We start from the raw sequence: 20,239 nt of genomic DNA on the forward strand, positions 1-20,239 counted from the left end.
ATGAGGCTCGGCAGTAACCCGCGCTCGGTGGCAATGGCATCGGGACGGCTGCTGGTGGTCACGGACGGCACCGCTCATCGCCGGCTGCGCGCTGCTCACTCGGCGTGGCTGTCGAGCTCGACGATCGACCGGATAAGTTCTGAAATTTGGCGCGATGTCGAACTTGTGGTCACCGGCCTGATGGACAAGGGCGGCTCGTTCGATGGGCGCGGCGAATTGGGAACCGTTATCGCACACCAAGTTCTCGGGAGGGTACTCGGACTACCGCGAGAGGACTGGACGGAACTCGCCCGGTTGACTGACGCCGCCTACGCCACCGACACCGTGCAGGAAGCGACGCAGGCTCATGGCGATCTGCTCATGTACCTCTATGGCTTGCTGGAGCAGCGCCGAGCCCAACCGCGGGACGACTTCGTGACCGCGTTGGCTCAGTCAAGCGTGGACGGCCGTCCCCTGACCGATGATGAGGTACTGCTCAACTGCGACGGCATGCTCAGTGGCGGACTGGAGACGACGCCACTCGCAGTGTGTGGCGCCTTGGCCGTCTTTGCTCAGGATCCAGATTGCTGGCAGCGACTGCGCGCAGAGCCAGAGCGCATCGTCCCCGCTGTCGAGGAGATCTTGCGTTGGACGTCGCCGGCTGCACACGTGATGCGCACCACGCTGACCGATACCACTTTGGGCGAGGCCAAGATTCGTGCGGGTGACCGAGTCGTCGTGTGGCTTGCGGCTGCCAATCGTGACGAAGCCGTCTTTTCCGACGCCGAGCGGTTCGTGTTGGACCGCGACCACAATCCGCACTTGGCCTTGGGAAGCGGACCCCACTCCTGTGTCGGCGCTGTGCTGGCCCGGCTCGAGCTGCGCGCTCTGTTGACCGTGCTGACGCGGGTCGTTTCCTCGATTGCTGTTACGGGCCGCCTGGAGTACCGGAATTCGAACTTCCTGCACGGTCATGACATCGCCGAATTGACGATGACACCCGCTGCAGACGCATAAGGTCGCCGCGCACGAATTTCATTGCGCCGCAGCATCTTGCGATGTCTCACGCAGAAAGGCGCCTAGCCGGCGCACCCCTTCCCTGATCTGGTCGTTCGGTACGTGGCTACACGACAGCCTCAACATCGTGTCACCGGCCCGACCGGCGTAGAAGTCGCGCATGGGGGTCCACAGCACGCGATGGCACGCGGCGCAGTGTTGGAGTGCGGCGTGGTCCAGATCCCGTCGGGTCTGCATCACGACGAAGAACCCGCCCGTCGGCCGGTTCCAGCTGAGTCCGAGTTCGCTTGCGTCGGGGAACTCGTCGTCCAATGCGGTCAACAGCAGATTCCGCTTGTCGCGGTAGGAGTTTCGCAACATCCGCTGGCGCTCGGCGAGCGCGGCCGGATCCGACAGGACCAGCCCCGCGACCATGGCCTGGCTGAGGGCAGGCGTGTTGACGGTGGTGGTGTTCTTCAGGGTGGCCAGCCAGGTGGCCAGCGTGGACCCGTTCCAGGGCTGATCGGCGACTACATAGCCCACCCGGGCTCCGGGGAAACACACCTTGGAGAAGGTGCCGACCTGGATCACCACCCCGTGCTCGTCCAGAGCCTTCAGGGACGGCGGGACGTCAGGATCGGTGAAACCGTAAGTGGTGTCTTCGATTAAGAGCACTTGCCGCCCGCGAGCGGCGTGCAGCAGCTCCAGGCGGGCCTGCCGGGGAATCACGGTCCCTGACGGGTTTGCGAAATCGGGTGCCACGTACAAGGCTCGCAACGGCTCGCCCAAGGCGTCGGCCCGCCCACAGGCCGCCTCGAGATCCGCCGCTGTGACGCCCTCGGGGCCCTCGAGAACATCAACGGTTTGGGCACCCATGAAGGTCGCCGCGCCGCGAATCCCGGCGAAGGCCGGCGCAACGATGCCCAGGGTTCCGCGGCGATGGAGTTCCAGTGCGCGAAGGACGAGGATGAACCCCTCCTGGGCGCCAACGGTGATGGTGATGTCGGTTGCGCCGACAGTGCAGGCACCGGCAGCCGAGAGTGCTCGGGCGAGATCGGCGTTGACGATCCCCTGGCTGGGGCCGTACTGAAACAGGGCATTCCACCCCGGCGCTCCTGAATGACCGGCTACCTCGTCGACAGCGGCGATGACGCGCTCGCGGGTGATGCCGTCGAGTAACGGCGCTCCTGGGGCGAACGAGATGGCTTGCGGGTAGCGGGCCATCACCTCATTGAGAAATCCGATAGCGCCCAAGATCTCGGCTTCGGTCTCTGGCGTGCCCGTCATAAACGGCTCGACAGCTTGCGGCGCACGTCGGGGGCGTGCATGCGCTCGGCTTGGACGACGGCGAAGTCGGCCAGATACGTCGCGAACTCGCTTTCGGACTCGATGCCGTGGGCGAGCATCAGCTTGTTGGGCATCACCGCGGGCTCCGAGAGCGCCGCGGCGACCGACGACACCGTCGCATCGACATCGGCGGCGCAGACCACGGCGTCGACCAGACCGGCCTGCATCGCCTCGGTACCGCTGAGTCGGCGTCCGCGCAGGATCAGCTCGCGGGCCATCGGCACGCCGACCCGCCGGGGCAGGCGCAGGTTGGCCACGCCGGGGACGATGCCCTCGCTCGCGGCGGGCAGGCTCACCCAGGCGTCATCGACGGCGACGACGTGGTCGCAGACGAGGGTGAGTTGCATGCCGCCGCCGATGGCGAAGGAATCGATGACGCAGATCCACAGGCGGGCGACGTCGCGCCCCGTCGCTGGATCATGCACGCCACGCGCGAGTTTCGACAGCAGCCCTGCTTCGCGGGCGATGAAGAAGTCGAGGTAGGAGATTTTGCCGGCGGCCAGGTGCTTGAGGTTGATCCCGGCGCAGAACACCCGCTTGCCGGCATAGGACGTGTATTCCATTGGGGCGCCGCGGATTACACCTACCGAGGTGGCGGGGTCCAGTGTCGCCACATCGACGGCCACCTCGACGTCGCGCATGAACTGGTTTGTTTCGGCGTTCAGCGTCATGGTGTTGGCCAGGGTCAGTTCGGCAAAGCCGGCCGCGCGTCTTAGCGAGACGGTTTCCAGGACGAGCTCACCGGTGGCCTGGAAGTGCGCGGCGTGGGCAGCGGACTCGGGCAGCGGGGCGCGCATGTCGGTCAGCGCGGGGACGGCGGTGGCGGGGTTGCGCAGCAGAGCTCGTAGGAACCTGCCCTGGTCCCGCTCGACCTGCAGCCGCTCGCTCGATCCCAGCTCGTCGTCCCGCTCTCGGGTGGCCCGATCCGGCAGCAGGTCGGGCAGCTGGTCACCGGCGGCGCGGACCAGGTCGCCCAGTCTGACCGGCCTGCGGTCACTGCCCGCCGTCAGCGTCCGGTAGATGTCGTCGATGTGCTCGTCGAACCAGGCCCCGGCGGCTCGTAGCTGCGGCGCCGTCGAGGGCCGATCCCACGGACTGGGCCGCGGAGTACGGTCGGTCATCTAATCAACCCCGCGCCGCCGCAGATAGCGCTCACACGCCGCCAGGTGGGCACCCAAGGCTTCGTCGTAACTGGTGTGCACGGCCTCGGCGATCAGCTGGCGGACGATCCGGAGGTCGTCGAGTCTGCCCACCGCTGCCCGAAGCATGTCTACCTCGGCCTCCGGGTTGTCGGTGACGACGTCCACCAGGCCGCTGACGAGCGCCGCACTGGCGTGCACTGGTTCACCGAGCATCGTCAGCCGAATGGTCTGGGCGGGGCCGATCAGCCGTACCAGGCGGAACAGCGCGGTGCTCGGCCAGACCGCGCCGTCGTTGCGCCAGATCACCCGGGACTCCGGGTCGGCGATGCGGAAGTCACAAGCCAGCCCGACCTCGAGCGCGGATCCGCCGATCTGGCGCCCGAACAGTCCCACCGTGGCCGCCGACGAGCGCTCGATCAGGTGCAGCGCGCGCTCCCAGCCGTTGACATCGCCGATGCCGTCGTCTGGCGACAGGTGCTCCACTCCAGCCTCGCGCAGATCGATAACGGCCAGACCGCCGGCCAAGGACCGGATGAAGTCGGTCAACGCCCTCGTCCGGCCGGCAAGGTCACCTGCCGGCAGAGTGAAGGAATCGGCGCGCTGACCAGGCGGCTCGATCATGGAGTCCTCTCATGTCCACTGGATCAGGGCCATCTCGATGGTCGAGCCGGGGCCCATCGTCGTCATCACTCCGTAGTCCCCAGGCTGGATGACGTTCTCTCGGTTCAGCCGCTCGAGGGTGAACAGGAACGACCCGCTGGAGAGATTGCCGTAGTCGCGAAGCACGCCGGTGGCGTGTCGGACGGCGTGGCGGCTCAACCCCAGGTTCACGCGTAGCGCATCGAGGACCTTCTTGCCTCCGGAGTGCACCACCCAATGGTCGATGTCGGTGATGTCCAGCCCGGTGCCAGATAACAGGCGGCTCACCGCGGTTTCGGCGTTGGCGCCGATGACGTAGGGGATCTGCGGGTCGAGGTAGAAACTGAACAGGGACCGGTCGTCGTCCCAGTCGTAGCGCATCGCGTCCAGCGCTTCGGGGATGAGGTGGCTGCTGGTCTTGAGCACCAGCGGGTGCGGCGACTGAGCCAGATGCGGGTCCGTGCTGATCGCAAGCGCCGCGGCCCCGTCGCCGAACAGCGAGTTGACCACGGCAGTCTTCATTGTGCCGTCGAAAACGTATGCCGCAGAGCATGTTTCGACACAGATCAGCACGGCCAGTTTGCCGGGGTGTGTTTCGGCCCAGGCCGACGCCGCCGCCAGCCCGTTGAGTCCTCCGTTGCACCCCATGCCGACTACGTCGAGTCGCGCACAGTCCGGCCGCATGTCGCGGTGTTTCATCAGCCGCGCGGACATCCCCGGGCTGAGGTAGCCGGTGGTGGTCACACAGCACAGGTAGTCGACGTCGGCAGGGCTGCGGCCGATGTTTGCCAGGCACTTGTCCAGGGCCTCGCCGGCCATCTTGATGCCCCACTCGCGGTGTTTGTCGAGCAGTTCGCCCTGGCTTTCCGGTGCGGGTCGGCCGTCGGCGTCTCGGGCAGGCAGGACCAGGTGCCGGGACGCGATCGAGCTGTTCTTGAACAGCGCGCGGATCTTGTGGTCCTCGATGCGGAAACGTTCGATGAGCTCGTCCTGGGTGTACCGGAACGGTGGGACGCTGGTGCCGACCCCGCAGAGACGCGCCCGCATCAGGCTTCCCTGCCTAATCTGGTGCCATGTCCGCTGCGTTGGATCGGTTGGAGTTCGTCGGATACGAGAAGCGTGATCGGGTAGCCACGATCACCATGCGGCGCCCCGAAGTCCTCAACGCGATGAACGTGCGCATGCATGAGGAGCTCAGCCTGGTCTGGGAGGACTTCGAGACCGATCCGCAGATCTGGGCCGGCGTCTTGACCGGTTCGGGAGATCGCGCCTTCAGCGTCGGACAGGACCTCAAAGAACTCGCCGAGCGCGACACGAGCGGAGCCGCCGGGGTGTCGTCGTTCGGGAGCAGGGGTAAGCCGGGCGCACCGCGGCTGACCGACCGCTTTGATATCACCAAACCTCTGGTCGCGAAGGTGCGCGGATACGCGTTGGGTGGGGGCTTCGAACTTGCGCTCGCCTGCGACCTGATCGTCGCCTCCAGCGACGCGCAGTTCGGATTGCCCGAGGTCCGCTTGGGGCTGGTAGCGGGCGCCGGGGGCGTGTTCCGGCTGGGCCGTCAGCTGCCGGCGCGGGTGGCGGCCGGCTATCTGCTCACCGGCCGCCGCATGACAGCGCACGACGCCTTGCGCTACGGCTTGGTCAACGAGGTCGTCGCGCCGGATGAGCTTGACGTCGCGACGCAAGCCTGGGTGGACGACCTGCTGCGGGGCGCACCGCTGGCCGTGCGCGCGACCAAGCAGGCCATGTGGCGCTCGCTGGACCTGCCGCTGCGGGACGCCTTCGACGAGGTCTATCCGTGTGAAGAACGGCGCAAGCACAGCAGCGACGCCAGAGAGGGCCCGCGGGCCTTCGCCGAAGGCCGGTCGCCGTCGTGGACCGGGACGTGAAGGCGCAGGCAAACTGACCGTTGGGCTCACCGGGGCGGAAGGCGTCACACGTGCATCGGTGCAAGCCACCGCCGAGCAGTTCGCGGTGGTGCTTCGCGGTCGAAACGTAGCCTTTGCCATAGTATTTCGATTCCCGCGCCCTAGCTCGACGCGTTACAGACTCCCCCTCGTCCGGCCTGTCTCATCTGGCAAATTTAGCGGAACGGTCGCGCCCCGACCTGGTCTTTCTTGTATCGTCCCGATCCTTTCCCGTTCTCGCGCCTCGGCCTAGGGCCGTTTGTCCCCAATCTGCGCCTCCTTCCGCCTGCCTGCACACCCGCCGGGGCCGAGCATGCCCGGCGTCGGAAGAAATGGGCGATCAGTCTGCCGAGATCGGTGTCGGGAAGCTAGGTTCAGCGTTGATCGTGGTGATGAGGCAGGGAAGTGACTCGTCTGACAACTGTGACTAGGCATCGATGGCGCGCGCTGAGTCGGCAACGCTCGGTAGGGCCGCCCGGTGTCGGCGGCCGACGATGAAAGCCCAGGCCGATGCGTCAGGCGCGGTTCTCCGGCCCGCTTCTAGCGAACAGATTCCCGCCATGGCCCAGACCACCGTCTTCACCGCCCGGCGGGTCATCACGATGGATGACGCCGTTCCGGACGCGACCGCGGTGGCGGTGCGCGGCGGGCGGATCGTGGCTGTCGGCTCGGTTGAGGATCTGCGGGAGGCCGGTGTTGTTGATGAGACGTTCGCCGACGCCGTTGTGCTTCCGGGGCTGATCGACCAGCATCTGCACCCGATCCTGGGGGCGACCACCCTGATGACGGAAGTCATCTCTACCGAGGACTGGGTGCTGCCTGGGCGTACTTTCCCTGCGGCGGCCACCCCGGAGGATTATCGGCGGCGGCTGGCCCAGGCCGAGCAGGCGTTGCCGCCCGGTGAGTGGTTGTTGACCTGGGGCTATCACGAGCTGTGGCACGGCCCGCTGGACCGGGCGGCCTTGGATGAAGTGAGCGCAACCCGTCCGATCATGGTGTGGCAGCGGTCCTGTCACGCGTTCTTCCTGAACTCGGCGGCGATCACCGCGTTGGGGCTGACGGCCGAGCAGATGGCCGGCCAGGAACCGGCAAGTTCCATGATGGATTTCGCGGCGGGGCATTGGTGGGAGTCGGGCACCAACTTGCTGCTGCCCAGTCTCACACCGGTGCTCATGTCCCCGCAGCGGCTCGTCGAGGGTCTGCATCAGTTGGTTGCCTACCTGCACGCCAACGGCGTCACCACGATCAACGAGCCCGGCATCATGTGGGCGGTCGAGCCGTGGGATCTTTACCAGCAGATCCTCGGTTCCCCTGAAACGCCTTTCACGTCAACGTTTCTCGTTGACGCTCGCAGCCAAGCTGACTCCGGCATGGACCCTGCGCAGGCGGTGGCTGACGCCGAGGCGCAGTTGGCGCGGGCATCGGCGGGCAAGATACGGCTGCTGCCGCGTGGGGTGAAGTTGTTCGCCGACGGGGCGATCATCAGCCAGTTGATGCAGATGCGTTCGCCCTACCTCGACGACGCCGGGAATCCCGACCCGTGCCATCACGGCGAGTGGATGATGCAACCGGAGGTTTTCCGCGCTTTCGCCAGGGCGTATTGGAATGCCGACTGGCAGTTGAACATTCATGTGAATGGCGACGCCGCACTGGATCTGGTGCTCGACACGATCGCGTCCTGTATGGCCGAGCATCCGCGCACCGATCACCGCACGGTCATCGTGCACTTCGCCAATTCGACTGAGGAGCAGGTAGATCGGATCGCCGCGCTGGGCTGCATCGTCTCGGCGAATCCCTACTATCCCGTGGGGTTCGCTGACCAGTACGCGTTGCACGGGTTGGGTGCCGACCGAGCCGATTCGATGGTGCGGGCCGCCTCGGTGCTGGCCCGGGGCATCCCGTTCTCCCTGCACTCCGATCTGCCGATGGCCCCGGCCGAACCACTGGCGTTGGCGTCCTTCGCCGTCAACCGGCGCACCCCCAGCGGACGAGTGGTGGCCCCCGAACAGCGGATCTCGGTGTACGACGCCCTGCGGGCGGTGACCATCGGTGCGGCGTACTCCTGGCGGCTGGAGAATGAACTGGGCAGCATCACCGCGGGTAAGGCGGCGACCTTCACGGTATTGGCCGAGGACCCGTTAACGGTCGATCCGGCTCGGCTGGCCGATCTTGCGGTGCTGGGGACGGTCTATGAAGGACGGTGGTTTCCGGTGTGACTCAGATGCAGAGTCGAGGGGGCACTAGGCCCAGGGCCCCCTGCGCCGGTGGGCGATGGCCTGGACCTCGTAGATGAGATTGGTAATGGACGGCCTGGCGAAGCGGTTACGTCTGCGGAGGCGGTGGAAATCCTCGAGCGCCGTCTGGAAGCCATATTGGCTCGTTCGATACTCGTCGAAAACGCGCTGCAGCGCTGACTGATCCCAGGGCTCGTCCCGCGCCGCCGCGCGCAGCGCCTCGTAGACGGTCGAAATCCAGTCTGTGCCGAAGGTCTCTACGACAGACCCGGAGTGTCGCTGGCGGTGAAGATCCGGTTTGAGGAACTCCTCGATCGCACCTTCATCCCGGGTGTTGAGATCGATCGCCAGCGCCGCGGAGATCCGCGCAATTTCCCGGCGCCAGTTGTCCAGAAGGTTGGCGTACTCGACGAATACGCGTGGCACCTCGCGCGTGTGCCTCTCGGCGATCAGAAGATACTTCAGCCACAAGGCATTTGCGAGCTCCGGCGAGGTTCGATTGAGCGCCCCAAGCGACGCGGCGACCTGCTGTGGGTGGCGCACCGCAATCACGGCCACGACGTCGAAGCCGGCCAGGCGGGCCGCCTCGAACCACATGTCCGCCAGCAGGGTTATGTACAGATCCTTGATGACGACGAGCGGCGCGGCCGGCAACGTGGCCATGAACGCCTTGATCTCGGCAACGCAGGCCGCATACTCGTCGGCATCGAACTCGCCCTTCTCCTGCAAGCGCAATGTCGGGTCGTACCAATCACTGCCGTGCCGGCGCAGGATTGTGTAGTTGATCCACAGTGATGCGCGTGGCTCCCAGTAGCCAAGCGGGTTGCCCGAATTGGCCCCCGCCAGGCGGGCCGGGAGCCTTGCACCGCAAAGCGAAAGAACCCGCGTGAGCGCCGACGTCCCGGACCGGTGTATGCCCATCACGAACAGAGCGACCGGGCGGGCGGGAGTTCCCGATTGAGCGGCTGGAGTCATGAGGACTCGCCGTCGACGGCTTTGCCGACTTCCTGTGCGCGCGCCACCTGTTGTGCGCGTAACCAAGTGGTCAGCGCCACCGACCTCCGCTCACTGCCGCGCGAGTTCATGCTCGATGAGTTCGCGGTAGACGGGCATGCCCAACAGTTCGGTGTGGGTGCCGATTGCATGGATTCGGCCCTGCCGGAGAACCAGGATCTGGTCGGCATTGGTGACGGTCGAGAGTCTGTGAGCAACCACCAGGAGACTGCGCGAACCGCGCGCTTGCAGCAGGTTGGTCATGACGTCGTATTCGTTGGCGCGGTCGAGGTGGGCAGTTGGCTCGTCCATGAGGATGAGCTGCGATCGGGACAGCAATGCCCGGGCCAAGGCCAGTCGCTGGCGTTGGCCACCGGAAAGGCTGCGTCCGCGTTCAAATACGGGCGTGTCCAGCCGTTCCGGAAGACGGGCGATCTCGTCGGCGATATTTGCCTGTTCGAGGACACGCCACAAGTCGGCTTCGCCGGCGTCCGGATCGGCGATGAGCAGGTTGTCGCGGATTGTGCCGTGGAGCACGGGTGCGTCTTGTTCAAGAAGCCCGAGCCGGCCGCGCAGGTCGTTGAGGCGCATGCTGCGGAGGTCGCGGCCTTGCCACCGCACTGTCCCGGCGCTCGGGTCATAAAAACGGCACAGCAACGCCAGAATGGTTGACTTCCCGGCGCCCGACGGCCCGATCAGTGCGGTGGTCTGATTGTGCAGGAGGGCAAAGGAGACGTCGTCGAGGACGGGGTCGCTCCCGTAGGAGAACGACACGTGATCGAACTCGACGAGCGGCGCGCCGCTCTGGCCTCCCCCGGCCAGCCTGGGTGCGCTCAGCTGGTCGACACCGTCCGAGACGGCGGGTGACGGCGGGTCGCCCTCTGGCAGTTCCCGCAGGGTGGCGACGAGGTGCTGATGCGCGCCGGCTGCGATACGCACGTTGGCGAATGCGATAAAAGCAGCGGTGACGGGAAAAACGGCGTATACGGCGAAGGCCAGCAGACTGACGAACTGGCCGACGGGCAAGCTGCCGTCCGCGACGCGGTGCCCGTCAACGATCATGATTGCCACGAACGAGCCGGTGAGGCCCAACCGGAAAATGGCAATGCTGGTGGCGGTGGATGAGGCAATGCGGACGCCGGCCTCATAGGCGGCGTGTGCACTGCCGCCAATGGATTTCGCTTCGCGGTCTTCGGCGCCATATAGCTTGACGGTGCGCGCGGCGCCCAGGGCTCGCTCCAATCCGGCGGTGTAGTCACCCACCGCGACCTGGCAGTTCAGCGCGGCGCGTTGGATCCGGGCCAGGAACGGACTGCCGGCAGCGAACGCCACTCCCATGGCCGCTACGACGATACCCACGGTGAGCGCATCGATTGTCAGCATGAAGACGCCGGCACCGAGCAAGGTCAATACCCCGAAGACCACGTCGCCGACCGCGCGTGGCAGCTCACGCAACAGACCTGCGTCGCTTGTCCCGCGGGCCAGCAAGGTTCCGGTGCGACTCCCGTCCAGCAGTCCGATGGGTAGGCGAACAACGTGAGCGGTGAAGACGGCCCGCAACCGCAACACGATCTTCTCGCCGACCCGAGCCAGCCAGTAATGCCCTAGCGCCTCCGCCAGCAGCTGCCCGACAAGCAAGCTCACCAGCAAGATGGCCAACTTCGAATCCGGTGAGCCGACCCTTGCAGGGTCGACGAGCCGACCAACCAGCAGCGGCTGCAGCAGGGTGAGCGCGGTCGCAACGCCGAGCATCAGCACGCTCATCGCTATCGAGACCCAGTGCAGGCGAAGCAGATTGAGCATGCGTTGTTCGGGGGCTGCGACGCTTTCAGCTGGCACCATCAGCACTCATCCTTTCCGGCGCAACTTAGTGCCATCTTGAGCTGTTCTACGAAGGATTTCAGCACCTCCTTCTGCAGCATTTCGTGATGTTCGCAATCGACAGGGTATTCGGCGATGTCGCCAGAAATGTATGGCCGCCAACTTCGCGCAAGCGGCGAACCGCCTTCAGGCTGCCGGGCCGAGAAGATCACCAGGCTACCGTCGAATACTTCCGGCACATGCTGCAACAGGAGGCGCATACCAGTGTTCATGTTCTTGACGACGACTTCGATGAGCTGTCTGGATGGGAGAACGATGTCCGCCGCGCCGTGCTGGTGAACCAGGGCCTCGGCCTGTCCATAAGTAAGTGGTCGAGATCCCTGCCCGTAATCGAGGTCTTCGAGCTCGATGCCAGCCGTCGTTAAAATCATCTTCAGAGCGTCGCTTTCCGACGCGAGCTCTGGGATTTCTTGGATGTCACCTGGGGTGTCGGGACTGGCATCGAAAACGATCAGGCGCCCGACTGCGCATCCCCGACGTCGCAGTTCTACGGCAACCTGGTGCGCGATGACACCGCCGAGAGAATAACCCAAAATATTGTATGGGCCGTCCGGGTGAACCGCCTGGAGCGTATCTGCATAGTTCTCGGCCAGTTCCCGGATTGAATTGGCAGCGGATTCCCCGCTTTGCGTGGTTTGTTGCATACCGATGATTGGGCAGTCCAGATACGTAGCTAGATTTCGATATGGCCACGCGATGCCGCCCAGGGGGTGAATGCAAAACAGGGGGACCCCATCGCCCTCTTTGAATACCTCAAAGGGAACAACCTCTGCCGATTTCTTCGGTGAGTTCAGCTGTCGGCTCAAGCTTTCAACCGTGGGCGCTTCAAACAACGTGCGTACCGCTAGATCGGCGCCCAAGGTCGTGTTGATCTTCGCGATTACCCTTATCGCTGACAGTGAATCGCCGCCGAGTTCGAAAAACGAGTCGTCGGCCCCGACCCGTTCGAGGCCCAGGACTTCGGCGTAGATGCCGGCCAGGATCTCCTCGGTGGGGTCGGCCGGGGCGCGGTACCGATCAACGTCGGCGTACTCCGGGGCGGGCAGCGCGCGGACGTCGAGCTTGCCGTTGGGTGTCAGCGGCAACGACTCGAGCACCACCACCGCGGCGGGCACCATGTATCCGGGCAACCGCTGGGCCAACGCCGCGCGCGCCGCGGCCGGCTCCACCGTCCCGGTGACATATCCGACCAGGCGCTTATCCCCCGGCTGGTCCGCACGGGCCACGACGACCGCGCTCTGCACCCCATCCAGCCCGGCCAGCACCGCCCGCACCTCACCCAGTTCGATGCGGTAGCCCCGGATTTTGACCTGCTCATCGGCGCGCCCCACATAGCGCAGCTGCCCATCAGCACCCCAGGACACCAGATCCCCGGTGCGATACATCCGTTGTCCCGGCACCCCGAACGGACACGCCACAAACCGCGACCCGGTCAACCCCGCCCGACCCAGATAGCCCACACCCACCCCGGCACCGGCCACATACAACTCCCCGACCACCCCGACCGGCACCGGATGCAGCCACCCATCGAGCACGAACAACGCCGCCCCTGCCACCGGCGACCCGATCGGCGGCACCCCCGACCCCGCTACCAGCGGCGCACTCATCGACGCACACACGGTCGTCTCGGTCGGGCCGTAGGCATTGACCATCACCCGCCCCGGTGCCCACCGATCCACCAGCTCGGCCGGGCAGGCCTCTGCGCCGACTACCAGCGCCGCCGAGCCCAAACCTTCGTGGGAGACCGCCGCCACCTCCGAGGGGGTTTGGGTCAAGACGCTGACCCGTTCGGCGACGAGCAGAGCATGCACATCCTCCGGGGAGCGCGCCGCCTCTTCGGGCACCACCACCAGCCGCCCGCCGTGCAGCAGTGCACCGAAGATCTCCCACACGGAGAAGTCGAAGGCATAGGAGTGCCATTGCGTCCACACATCCGCCGCCGGCAGGCGTGCCTGCAGCGACGCCAGCAGTTGGGTGATGTTGTGGTGGGTGATCGCCACGCCTTTGGGGACACCGGTGGTGCCCGAGGTGTAGATGAGGTAGGCGATATCGTCCGGTTGCGGCGCCGGCAGGGCCGTGTCGGGGCAGGCCCGGATGCGAGGGTCCTCCGCATCGATGACGGCCAAGTCGTGGCCGGTTAGCCGCGAGTGCAGCCGGCTGGTGGTGATCGCGGCGATCGGGGTGGCGTCGGCGAGCATGAATTCGATGCGGGCATCGGGCAGGTTTGGGTCGATCGGTAGGTAGGCTGCCCCGGTTTTCAGCACCGCCAAGATCGTCACGATCGCTTGCGCCGACCGCTCCATCAGCAGCGCCACACACTGCCCCGGACCCGCACCCTGGCCGGCCAACAGGTGCGCCAACTGGTTGGCCGCCTTGTCCAACTCGAGATAGCTCATCGAGCGGCCCTCAACGGTCACCGCCACCGCTTCGGGGGTGCGGGCGACCTGGGCGGCGAACAGTGCCGGGATCGATGTCGCGGTGGGTGCGGGTTGGGTGAGTACAACCCGGTTGCCCCACTGGTTGAGGCGGGTGTGCTCGGCCGCGTCGAGCAGGTCGAGTGAGGACAGCGCTCGGGTGGGGTCAGTGGTCATGGCTGCCAGCAGGTTCTGCAGCCGGCTGGTCAGGGTGTCGATGCTGGCCGTGTCGAAGATGTCGGTGTTGTATTCGACGCGAAGGCCCAGTTCTGGTCCTGGCTGGGCGGCTATCGCGAGCGGGTAGTGGGAGGCTTCGTAGCCGGTGATGTCGGTGATGTCCCAGTCGCTGGCGGCGGCGGAGGCGGCGGTGTCGACGGGATAGTTCTCGTATACGAAGAGGGTGTCGAACATTTGGTCGTGGCCGCTGAGGTGATGGATCTGGGCCAGTGCCAGGTGCTGGTGCTCGAGGGTGTCGTTGTGGGCGTTGTGCAGCTGCCCTAGCAGGTCGGCGGTGGTGGTCGCCGCGGTGATAGTGGCCCGGACCGGCACCGTGTTGATGAACAGGCCCACCATGGATTGCGCGCCGGGCAGGTCGTCGGGGCGGCCCGAGACCACGGTGCCGAACGCGACGTCGTGCTGGCCGGTCAACGAGCACAGCAGCCGCGCGAAGGCGCCGTGCAACACCGTGCTGATCGTGGTGTGAGACGAGCGGGCCAGCTCGGTGATGGCCTCGGTGAGGGCGGCGGGCAGTCGGTGGGTGACAACGCCCTGACGTCCGGTCTTCAGCCGGCCCGCCGGGGCCACCAGGGTGGGGGTGTCGAATCCGGCGAGCAGCCGCTGCCAGGCCAGGTGGGCGGCGTCGAGGTCTCGCTCGGCGAGCCAGGACACAAACCGGCGTTGCGGGATCGCCGCTGCCAGGCGCTGGTGGTGATAGCTGGCGAAAATCTCCCCCAGCACGATCGGCAGCGACCAGCCGTCCATCACGATGTGATGGTTGGTCAGCACCACCCGGTGCCGGTCTGCTGCGATGCGGATCAGCGCCACGCGAAATACCGGCTGATCGGCGTCGAGGTCGCAGACCGCGGCGCGTTCGGCGGTGCACAACCGAGCAACCAGGTCCTCGGGGTCTGCGTCGTCGCTGTCGACATAGCACCACCCGGGCTGCGGATCGGCCAGGATGATCTGCACCGGCTCGTCGAACCGTCTGCAGAACCGGGCCACGAGGTGCGGATGGCGGGTGATCACGGTGTGCACCGCCGCGCGCAGCCGGTCCGGGTCCAGCGGGCCGGTCACGGTGAAAGCCAGTTGCACCGCATACACCGTGTCGTCGTTCCCGCGCGTGGTGCCGGCGTGAAAGAGCAGCCCCTGCTGCAGCGGGGTGAGCGGCAAGATATCGGCGACCCGGTATTGGCGCGCCAGCTCGTCGATCTGGGGCTGACTGAGCCGGGCAGGGGCGATATCTGACGGCGTCAATCCGCCCCCACCGGCGCGCACATGCGCACAGATGCCGGCCAGGGCCTCAAACCACAACTCGCTGACCCGGATGATCGCCGCGTCGTCGAGCGCCGAGCGTGCCCACATCCAGTTGGCGTGCAGCTGCGGGCCGTCCTCGGTGTCGACGGTGAGGGCGTTCAGTTCCACGGTGTGAGGCAACGGCATCGGCAGCGCCGCGGCCACGCCGGTCATCGCCATACCCTCGGAGGAGATTCGCCACAGGTCACCGGCGGCCTCGCCGGCCGCCGCGCCCAGCCGCCCCAGATAGTTGAACCCGATCGCCGGGTCCGAACCGCCCACTTCCACATCGGGGTTCAGATAGCGCAGCAGCCCGTAGCTCAGCGGATCGGGCAGCGCCCGAAGTTGCTCTTTGACATCCTTGATCACCGCCCCCAACCCGGCCTCCCCGGCCAGCACCTGCGCCCACGACAGTCCACTGACCGTCAACGCCACCGGATACAAGGCGGTGAACCACCCCACGGTGCGGGTCAGGTCAAGACCCGGGGCCAGCTCCTCATCGCGGCCATGGCCTTCGACGTCGATGCCGATCGGCGCACCGCCCCGACCCGAGAACCCGAAAAACTCCGACCACGCGATCGCGAACGCGATCAACAAGATCTCCTGAATCCCGCCGTGAAACGCCGCAGGGACTTCGCCCAACAACATCTCGGTGGTCGAGGTATCCAGGACCACCGAGAAACGCCCCGCAGTGGCCAACGTATCCACCGCCGGCTCGACCACCGGCAACACCGCCGGGGTTCCCACCACCTGCTGCCACGCCTGCACCTGAGCCTCAACCTCTGGGCGACGCGCATGCCCGGCCAGCAGCGACGCCCACCGCGCAAACGACGTCCCATTGGCCGGCAACGCGATCGGCAGGCCACCGCGAAGCTGGGCCCAGGCGATGTTGAGGTCCTCCACCAGAATGCGCCACGACACCCCGTCAACGGCCAAATGGTGAATGATCAACACCAGCTGGCCCGTCGAGCCCACCCACAGCGCCGACACCATCACCCCGGCGGCCGGGTCCAACCGCGACCGCGCCTTCACCACCGCCTGCTCGGACAACACCTCCACCACCTGCACGCACCCACGCGCATCCACCGAACCCGACTCAGGCACCCACAGCGACCACCGATCTCCACCGCCGGGGTCCACCCGCAGCCGCAACATCGCGTGGCGATCCAGCAACGCCTGCAACAGCACCACCACATCGGCCTCGCCCGCCCCCGACGGGGCCTGCACCACCAACGTTTGGTTGAACTGCCCCACCGGGCCACCGGCCTCTTCCACGCCGGCCAGCCTGCGCATGATCGGGGTAGCCACCACCGGCCCGATGCCCTGATCGTCGCCATCAACGCCGCCGACTACCCCGACCACCCGGGCCAACCCCGCCACGGTCTGCTCGACGAAAAGATCACGCGCCCGCAACAACACACCCGCCGCACGCGCCCGGGCCACCACCTGCATCGACAAGATGCTGTCCCCACCAAGCTCGAAGAACGAGTCGTCGACCCCGACCTGTTCGAGTCCGAGCACTTGGGCGTAGATGCCGGCCAGGATCTCCTCGACGGCCGTGGCAGGGGGACGGTAACGATCGACGTCGCGGTATTCCGGGGCCGGCAAGCCCCGGGTGTCGAGCTTGCCGTTGGGGGTGAGCGGCAGCGCATCGAGGATCACCACCGCAGCGGGAACCATGTAGGCCGGTAACTGCTGGGCCAGCGCGGCGCGCAGCGCGGCCGGCACCAATGTGGCGGTGACTACCTCGGTGACATAACCGATCAGCCGCTTGTCGCCGGGGCGGTCCTCGCGGGCGATGACCACCGCCTGCTCCACCCCGTCCAACCCGGCCAAAGCGGCCCGCACTTCACCGGGTTCGATGCGGTATCCACGGATCTTGACCTGCTCATCGGCGCGTCCGAGATAGTCCAGTTGCCCGTCAGGACGCCACCGCACCAGATCCCCGGTGCGGTACATCCGCTGCCCCCCGGCAAACGGGCACGCCACGAACCGAGACGCGGTCAACCCCGGTCGGCGCCAGTATCCGATGCCCAGCCCGGCGCCGGCCACATACAACTGCCCGACCACTCCTGTGGGCACGGGCCGTAGCCACGGGTCGAGGACGAAGACTGCAGCTCCGGGCAGCGGGGAGCCGATGGGGACTACGCCCGAGTGTGTGGTGTCGGCTGTCAGGGGCGCGCTGGTGGTGGCATAGATGGTGGTTTCGGTTGGTCCATAGGCGTCGATCATCAGCCGGTCCGGCGCCCACCGCTGCACCACCTCGGGCGGGCAGGCTTCACCGGTAACCACCAACGCCACCGACTCCAGCCCCTGCGGCGCCAACGCCGACACCGCCGAAGGGGTCTGGGTCAGCACATCGACCTGCTCACTGACCAGCACCGTGTGCAACTGTTCGGGTGAGCCGACCACCGGCTCGGGTATCACCACCAGCCGCCCGCCCTGGAGCAACGGGCTCCACATCTCCCACACCGAAACGTCGAAGCCATAGGAATGGAACTGCGACCACACTCGTTGTGGCCCTGCCAGAGCCGGATCCAGCGAATCGATCAGCTGGGTGATGTTGTGGTGGGTGACGGCCACACCCTTGGGGACGCCGGTGGTGCCTGAGGTGTAGATGAGGTAGGCGATGTCGTCGGGGGCCGGCGCCGGCAGGGTGGTGCTGGGTTGGGCGAACACGGCGGGGTCATCGATCTCGACGACCGCCAAATCGTGCTCGGCGAGCCGGTCGGCGAGCGCGGTGGTGGTGATCGCGGCGATCGGGGCAGCGTCGGCGACCATGAACCCGAGCCGGGCCGCGGGCAGGCTCGGGTCGATCGGCAGGTAGGCCGCCCCGGTCTTGAGCACCGCCAAGATCGCCACGATCGCCTCGGCGGAACGGGAAAACAGCAGCGCCACACACTGCCCAGGGCCCACACCCTGCCCCGCCAGCAGGTGCGCACACTGGGTGGCGGTTTCCTCGAGTTCGCGGTAGCTCATCGATTGGCCCTGGAAGCTGATCGCCACCGCCTGCGGGGTGCGCGCCACCTGCGCGGCGAACAGCGCCGGGATCGAGGCACCGTCCGGTGCGGGTCGGGTGAGCACGGCGCGGTTGCCGAGCTGATCAAGGCGGATGTGTTCGGCCGCGTCGAGCACGTCGATGGTGGACAGCGATGCGGTGGGGTCGGCGGCCATTGCTGCCAGCACCCGCGCTAACCGTTTGATCAGGGTGGCGATCGTGGCCGGGTCGTAGACGTCGGTGCGGAATTCGACCGTGCCGCTGATGCCGGCGGGCTCACCGGCCCCGTCCCAGCGTTCGGTTAGGGCAAACGTCAGGTCCATGCGGGCGGTGCTGGTGTCCACCGGCAGCGGGCTGACCTGCACATCACCTAGGCCCAGCCCGGCGGCGGAGCCGCTTTCCGGTCGGGCGAGGTTCTGCCAGGCCAGCATCACCTGGATCAGTGGGTGATGGGCCAGTGAGCGGGTGGGGTGCAGACGCTCGACCAGCAGCTCGAAGGGGACGTCTTGGTGGTCGTAGGCGGCCAGGCTGCGCGCGCGCACCTGCGCCAGCACCTCGGCAACACTGGGATCACCGGCCAGGTCCACGCGCAGTACCAAGGTGTTGACGAAAAACCCGACCAGATCATCGAGGGCGGGATCATGGCGCCCGGCGATCGGGAATCCGACAGCGACCTCGGTGCTGGCGCTGAGTTTGGCCAGCAGCACCGCCAACCCGGCCTGCATCACCATGAAACTGGTCGCGTTGTGCTCGCGCGCCAGTCGCGCTACCTGCTGCTGCAACTGCGCCGGCCAGTCAACCTCGACGCTGGCGCCGCGGTAATCGGCGATCGGCGGGTAGGGCCGATCGGTAGGAAGCGCCAGCCGCTCGGGCAACCCGGCCAGGGACTGCTCCCAATAGGCCAGCTGGGCGGCGATCGGGCTGCCGGGATCGGCCAGCTCCCCCAACTGGGCGCGCTGCCACAACGTGTAATCGACATACTGCACCGCCAGCGGCGCCCAGCCCGGGGCCCGACCGGCACAGCGGGCGGCATAGGCCACCCCCAGATCCCGCAGCAGCGGGGCAATCGACAAGCCATCGGCGGCGATGTGGTGAGCCACGGCCACCAACACATGCTCGTCCTCGCCGAGACGGAAAAGCTGTGCCCGCAGCGGGATCTCGGTCGCCAGATCAAAGCTGTGACGGGCGAGCGTATCGATGGCTTCGTGCAGCCGCTCGGCCGGCCAGCCGCTCGCGTCAACGACCTGCCAGCCAAAACCAGCCGCCTCAGGCGCCACCACCAGCTGGCGGGGTGTGCCTTCGGGTGCGGCAAACAGCGTGCGCAGACTTTCCTGACGGGCCACCACATCGGCCAGCGCGGCCCCGAGCGCCTCGGGGTCCAACCGCCCGCTCAACTGCAGCGCGACCGGCAGGTTGTAGACCGGTGAGGGCCCGTGCAACTGATCCAAGAACCACAGCCGGGACTGGGCAAACGACAACGGCACCACCGCCGGGCGCGGCACGGGCGTCAACGGCTCGGGCCGCCGGCCACTGCCCTGCCCGATGCGGGCGGCCAACCCGGCGACCGTGGGAGTCTCGAAAACCGCGCGCACCCCAAGATCGGCGCCCAAAGCCTTGTTGACCGCCACGATCAGGCGCATCGCCGACAGCGAATCCCCACCCAGCACCGTGAACGAGTCATCAACCCCGACCCGCTCAAGCCCGAGCACCCGGGCATAGATGCCGGCCAGGATCTCCTCGACCGCAGTGGCCGGGGCGCGATACTGATCCACCTGCTGGTATCCCGGTGCCGGCAGGGCGGCGGTGTCGAGCTTGCCGTTGACCGTCACCGGCAGGACCTCGAGCACCACCACCGCCGCAGGCACCATATAGACCGGCAACCGCTGCGCCAGCGCGGCACGCGCCGCGGCCGGGTCCACAGCGCCGGTGACATAGCCGACCAGACGCTTGTCACCGGGGTGGTCCTCCCGGACGATCACCGCCGCCTGCCCCACCCCATCCAGCCCGGCCAGCGCGGCGCGGACTTCACCCAACTCGATGCGGTATCCGCGGATCTTGACCTGCTCATCCGCCCGACCCACAAACACCAGCTGCCCATCAGCACCCCAGCGCACCCGATCCCCGCTGCGATACATCCGCTGCCCCCCCACCCCGGCGAACGGGCACGCCACAAACCGCGACCCGGTCAACCCAGCCG

The 20,239-nt window shown here is 66.8% G+C and carries 9 protein-coding genes and 2 pseudogenes; 3 read left to right on the forward strand and 8 right to left on the reverse strand.

What is annotated here, in order from left to right; all coding sequences use genetic code 11:
• Positions 1–33 precede the first annotated feature (33 nt).
• Complete coding sequence (locus AWC08_RS07745) at positions 34–996, forward strand: cytochrome P450 (protein WP_232008079.1); 963 nt, start codon at positions 34–36, stop codon at positions 994–996.
• An 18-nt stretch (positions 997–1,014) separates the two neighbouring features.
• Here AWC08_RS07745 and AWC08_RS07750 read toward each other — a convergent pair whose 3' ends face one another.
• From AWC08_RS07750 to dpgA, 4 genes are read right to left on the reverse strand one after another with little or no spacing between them, the layout of a single operon-like run.
• The gene (locus tag AWC08_RS07750; RefSeq protein WP_083271354.1) at positions 1,015–2,262 is read right to left on the reverse strand and encodes an aminotransferase-like domain-containing protein; all 1,248 of its coding nucleotides are present in this window, start codon (positions 2,260–2,262) and stop codon (positions 1,015–1,017) included.
• A complete protein-coding gene (locus tag AWC08_RS07755; protein WP_069434997.1) occupies positions 2,259–3,443 on the reverse strand; it encodes an enoyl-CoA hydratase/isomerase family protein in 1,185 nt (394 codons plus the stop codon). Before AWC08_RS07755 ends, AWC08_RS07750 begins: the two co-directional genes overlap by 4 nt.
• Positions 3,444–4,085, reverse strand: a complete 642-nt coding sequence (gene dpgB, locus AWC08_RS07760; protein ID WP_069434996.1) for an enoyl-CoA-hydratase DpgB — start codon at positions 4,083–4,085, stop codon at positions 3,444–3,446.
• Between the two features lie 9 nt (positions 4,086–4,094).
• A complete protein-coding gene (dpgA, locus tag AWC08_RS07765; RefSeq protein ID WP_065132866.1) occupies positions 4,095–5,150 on the reverse strand; it encodes a 3,5-dihydroxyphenylacetyl-CoA synthase DpgA in 1,056 nt (351 codons plus the stop codon).
• A 26-nt stretch (positions 5,151–5,176) separates the two neighbouring features.
• On the opposite strand from dpgA, the gene dpgD reads away from it, so the two are divergent.
• Both dpgD and AWC08_RS07775 read left to right on the forward strand, forming a co-directional pair.
• Entirely contained in the window at positions 5,177–5,992 is an 816-nt protein-coding gene (gene dpgD, locus AWC08_RS07770; RefSeq protein WP_065132867.1) for an enoyl-CoA-hydratase DpgD, read from the forward strand.
• A gap of 578 nt (positions 5,993–6,570) precedes the next feature.
• Positions 6,571–8,226 carry an amidohydrolase gene (locus tag AWC08_RS07775; protein ID WP_159459969.1) on the forward strand — a complete coding sequence of 552 codons (1,656 nt, stop codon included), beginning with the start codon at positions 6,571–6,573 and terminating at the stop codon, positions 8,224–8,226.
• Positions 8,227–8,250: 24 nt separating this feature from the next.
• On the opposite strand, the gene AWC08_RS07780 is transcribed toward AWC08_RS07775, so the two are convergent.
• The 4 genes and pseudogenes from AWC08_RS07780 to AWC08_RS07790 form a co-directional block, all read right to left on the reverse strand.
• Positions 8,251–9,219 carry a sulfotransferase family protein gene (locus AWC08_RS07780; RefSeq protein WP_069434994.1) on the reverse strand — a complete coding sequence of 323 codons (969 nt, stop codon included), beginning with the start codon at positions 9,217–9,219 and terminating at the stop codon, positions 8,251–8,253.
• Between the two features lie 288 nt (positions 9,220–9,507).
• A pseudogene (locus AWC08_RS39825) lies at positions 9,508–10,176 on the reverse strand (ATP-binding cassette domain-containing protein); the annotation flags it as partial.
• 42 nt (positions 10,177–10,218) lie between these two features.
• Positions 10,219–11,079, reverse strand: a pseudogene (locus tag AWC08_RS39830) (ABC transporter transmembrane domain-containing protein); the annotation flags it as partial.
• A partial coding sequence (locus tag AWC08_RS07790; protein ID WP_085087595.1) for a non-ribosomal peptide synthetase occupies positions 11,079–20,239 on the reverse strand: 9,161 nt, incomplete at its 5' end. The gene AWC08_RS07790 and the pseudogene AWC08_RS39830, both read right to left, overlap by 1 nt.

Origin of the sequence: Mycobacterium gordonae, assembly GCF_002101675.1 — a bacterium.
GTDB lineage: Bacteria > Actinomycetota > Actinomycetes > Mycobacteriales > Mycobacteriaceae > Mycobacterium > Mycobacterium gordonae.